General features: G+C 33.4%; 5 protein-coding genes. All 5 read left to right on the forward strand.

Annotated elements, in window-relative coordinates; translation table 11 throughout:
* A partial coding sequence (guaA, locus tag ACH2BP_RS07005) for a glutamine-hydrolyzing GMP synthase (RefSeq protein WP_395058338.1) occupies positions 1–1,183 on the forward strand: 1,183 nt, incomplete at its 5' end.
* Positions 1,184–1,314: 131 nt separating this feature from the next.
* Positions 1,315–3,303 carry a LysM peptidoglycan-binding domain-containing protein gene (locus ACH2BP_RS07010; protein ID WP_395058340.1) on the forward strand — a complete coding sequence of 663 codons (1,989 nt, stop codon included), beginning with the start codon at positions 1,315–1,317 and terminating at the stop codon, positions 3,301–3,303.
* 48 nt (positions 3,304–3,351) lie between these two features.
* Positions 3,352–3,753, forward strand: a complete 402-nt coding sequence (locus ACH2BP_RS07015; protein ID WP_395058342.1) for an OsmC family protein — start codon at positions 3,352–3,354, stop codon at positions 3,751–3,753.
* A gap of 80 nt (positions 3,754–3,833) precedes the next feature.
* On the forward strand, positions 3,834–4,064 hold the full coding sequence (locus tag ACH2BP_RS07020) for a DUF3820 family protein (RefSeq protein ID WP_073206594.1): 231 nt from the start codon (positions 3,834–3,836) through the stop codon (positions 4,062–4,064).
* Between the two features lie 232 nt (positions 4,065–4,296).
* Positions 4,297–4,388: hypothetical protein (locus ACH2BP_RS07025; RefSeq protein WP_395058344.1), on the forward strand; the 92-nt coding region annotated here is incomplete at its 3' end.

Below are 4,388 nucleotides of genomic sequence, written 5' to 3' on the forward strand. Positions count from 1 at the left end.
TGAAGGTGTTTCAGAAAACAGCCAAGTTTGGATGAGTCATAGTGATAGCATCAAAGCGCTACCAGCCAATGGAGTAAAATTGGCGAGCACGCATGATGTAGAATTTGCTGCCTACAAAATCGAAGGTGAAACCACTTATGCAATTCAATACCATCCTGAAGTTTTTCATTCAACTGATGGATCAAAAATGTTAGAGAATTTTTTAGTAAAAATTGCTGAAGTTCCTCAAAATTTTACACCAAATGCTTTTGTCGAAGAAATGGTGGCAGAACTAAAAGAGAAATTACAGGACGACAAAGTGGTTCTTGGACTTTCTGGTGGAGTAGATTCTACCGTAGCGGCAGTTTTATTGCATCAGGCAATTGGAAAAAACTTATATTGTATTTTTGTAAATAACGGTTTACTTCGTAAAAACGAATTCCAAAGTGTATTAGATCAATACAAAGGGATGGGTTTAAACGTAAAAGGAGTAGATTCGGGAGATCGTTTCTTATCTGAATTAGCAGGTGTAAGTGACCCGGAAACCAAACGTAAAATTATAGGACGTGTATTTATCGAAGTTTTTGATGATGAATCGCACCTTATAGAAGATGTGAAATGGTTGGCACAAGGAACCATTTATCCGGATGTTATTGAATCAGTTTCCGTAAAAGGACCATCAGCTACTATCAAATCACATCATAATGTGGGAGGTTTGCCTGATTACATGAAATTAAAAATTGTAGAACCGTTACGTATGCTTTTCAAAGATGAAGTGCGTAGAGTAGGAGCTTCATTAGGAATAGATCCAGAATTATTAGGAAGACACCCTTTTCCAGGTCCTGGATTGTCAATTAGAATTTTAGGGGATATTACTCCTGAAAAAGTACAGATTTTGCAAGATGTGGATAAAGTTTTTATCGACGGATTAAAATCTTGGGGATTGTATGATAAGGTATGGCAAGCAGGAGCTATTTTGCTTCCAGTGAACAGTGTAGGTGTTATGGGTGACGAGCGTACCTACGAAAAAGTAGTTGCACTTCGCGCTGTTGAATCAACAGATGGTATGACTGCTGACTGGGTTCATTTGCCTTATGATTTCTTGATGAAAGTCTCTAATGACATTATTAATAAGGTAAAAGGCGTAAACAGAGTAGTTTATGATATTAGTTCAAAACCACCTGCAACAATTGAATGGGAATAGACGTTTAAATAGAGTTCCTTCTCTTTGGGAGCGATTATTTTTTAATGTACTTAATATAAACGGTATCAGATTTTGGAATAAAATTTGATACCGTTCTGTTATTAATAAGTGAATAATTTTTATAAATAAAAATGATGAAGTATTTTATTACAGTTTGTGTGGCTTGTTTGTTTTTTACATTCAGTGTTTCCTCACAAGAAAAAAACAGTACACATAAAGTAGAAAAAGGAGAAACAATCACTCAGATTGCTCAAAAATATAATGTCACTCCAAATGATATATATCAATTAAACCCTGATGCGCAAAGCGGTTTAAAACCAAACAGTGTTTTGTTGATTCCAAAAAGTGCAACAAAGAAAACTACAGTTGCTCCAGTAAAAACGAATTCACAAGCCAAAACCCATCTGGTAATAGCTAAAGAAACGCTCTTTGGTATTGAGAAGCGATATGGAGTTTCGGATGAGGCATTAAAAAAAGCCAATCCTTTTCTTGAAAAAGAAGGGTTGCAAATAGGACAAACACTAATTATTCCTTCAAATGTTGCAACGAAGGCTTCGATTGCAACTGAAAAATCTTCAACCATTAAGGTGGTAACCGGAGTTGTAAAAAAAGAAGCAGTAGTGTATCATGAAGTTCTAGCTAAGGAAACGAAGTATTCTATTGCTAAAAAATATGGAATTACCATTGCTGAGCTAGAGAAAAAAAATCCTGAGGTTGTTTCTAATTTACCTGTTGGATACAAATTGATTATTAAAGGAAATGCTCCAAAAGTAGCTAAAATTGTTACAGTAACTGAATCGAAAAAGGAAACTGTAAAGCCATCTGAAGTAAAAGTAGCCACCCCGATAAATTATTGGAATTATGAAGTAAAATCGAAAGAGACGCTTTATAGTTTATCAAAAATGTTTGGGATGAGCCAAGAGGAATTGATTGCTTTAAATCCTACTATAGCTTATGGTGTAGCCGAAGGAATGATTCTGAAAGTGCCGTCTACTGTGTCATTGCCACAGGAAAGTAAAAAAGAATACAGCAGTTTGTCTAAAAAAAGCGGGAATAACGACCGAAAAAAAATAGTGTTATTGATGCCTTTTAATATGAATACTATTGCAGGAGATACAATCAATTCGACTGCTATACGATTGAAAAAAGATAAGTTTTTAAATATGACTTTGGATTTTTATGCTGGTGCAATGTCAGCTATAGATTCGGCTAAACAACTTGGACTTGCAATCGATGTTAGTGTTTTCGATTCTCAGGAAACAAAAAATGCATCAAACGTAGCTTCTATAATCAAAGAAAATAATCTGGAAAATGCCGACGCGATAATTGGACCTTTTTATCAAAGTAATGTAGAGAAAACGGCAGAATTGTTGAATGTAAATCAAGTACCTGTAATTTCGCCTTTATCAAAAGACATCGGAAAATCATTTAGTAATTTATACCAAACAATTCCAACGGTTCTGGCTGTTAAAAATGCAATGTTTGATTATATGAGATCAAAGGGCGGAAATATAATAGCGGTAATCGATAAGAAAAAAGAATCGGTTATACAGTATATCAAAGAAAATCAAAAAGACGTACGATTCTCAACTCTTAATGCAAACGGAACCTTGTCAGCTGAAAATTTAAAGAGTCTGTTCGTTAAAGACAAAATAAATTACGTTGTTATGGAAACTGGAAATACCAGTATGATAAAAGCAACTATTGCGACTATGATGAGTTCTATGGCTACATATAAGGTGCAATTAGTTATTTTAGAGCCAAATGAAACATTAGATACGGATGAAATAAATTTCGTGAATCTGACAAAATTAAAACTGATGTATCCATCCATGACTCGTGATAATGAATCACCAGGAGCATTGCAATTTGAAAAAAACTTCAAAAAAATAAACAAAATTTCCCCGAATAGTTTTGCGACTCGTGGTTTTGATATTACTTTTGATACCATGATGCGACTATCGCAAGGCAAAACATATCAGGAAACGGCTGATGCAATGGCAACGGAGCAAGTAGATAATAAATTTGAATATTATAAAAAACCAGATGGAGGTTACACTAATAAAGGAGTTTATATCTTGTACTACGACACTGATTTGACCATAAAAGAAGCTAAATAAAAATATTCAGTTATTAGTCGGACTGTAGAATAAAGTAATAATAAAATTATGACATCAAAAGTAACTTACTTAGGCGATTTAAGAACTTCTTCAATACATGTGCAATCTGGAAATGAAATCATATCGGATGCACCTTTAGATAATAATGGAAAAGGGGAGGCTTTCTCTCCAACGGATACAGTTGCAAATGCTTTAGCAAGTTGTATGATGACCGTTATGGGAATAAAAGCTCGTGATATGAATATTGATTTAAAAGGATCTACCGCTGCCGTAACAAAAATCATGAATGCCGAACCAAGACGAATAGGTGTTATAGAAATTACGTTTGAAATGGAAGGAACAAATGACCAAAAGGACATAACTATTCTGGAGCGAACCGCAATGACCTGTCCTGTTTTTATGAGTTTGAATACAGAAATAGAGAAGAGAATTACTTTCAACTGGAAATAAATAGTGTTAGAAGCAAGAGACAGCAACAAGAAAGAGTATTCACTTCTTGTTGCTGTCTCTTGCTTTTTTATTAAAATAAAATGGATCAAAACCAAAAAAAGCTAATTAAACTAGCTCATACTAAAATGCCTTTTGGTAAATATGAAGGCAAGTTTCTTATCGATTTGCCTGAATATTATGTTGTTTGGTATAGTAATAAGGGATTTCCAAAAGGGGAGTTAGGCGAGCAGTTGCAATTGATTTACGAATTAAAACTCAATGGTCTTGAAGAGTTAATTAGAAATATAAAAAAACGGTACCCAAAACCATAATTTAGAAATTCGTCAATTAGAAAATTAGATAATTTATGTTAATGAGATTTTTATCTTTTTTAATTGTCAGCTCCACTAATTTGTTGTTTTTTTATCCTTTAATTGATAAATAATTTAATTTTATCATTGCTTTATTTTCTCATTATCTAATTGGCAAATTGTCTAATTAAATTTGTACTTTTGCCAAGTTTTTTTACATAACTACAATACAAACAACAACAATAAAAACAGAATGAATCAAACGAAATATATTTTTGTTACAGGTGGTGTGACTTCTTCTTTAGGAAAAGGAATTATTGCGGCATCTTTGGCAAAATTGTTACA

It is taken from the genome of Flavobacterium sp., from assembly GCF_043756175.1.
GTDB lineage: Bacteria > Bacteroidota > Bacteroidia > Flavobacteriales > Flavobacteriaceae > Flavobacterium.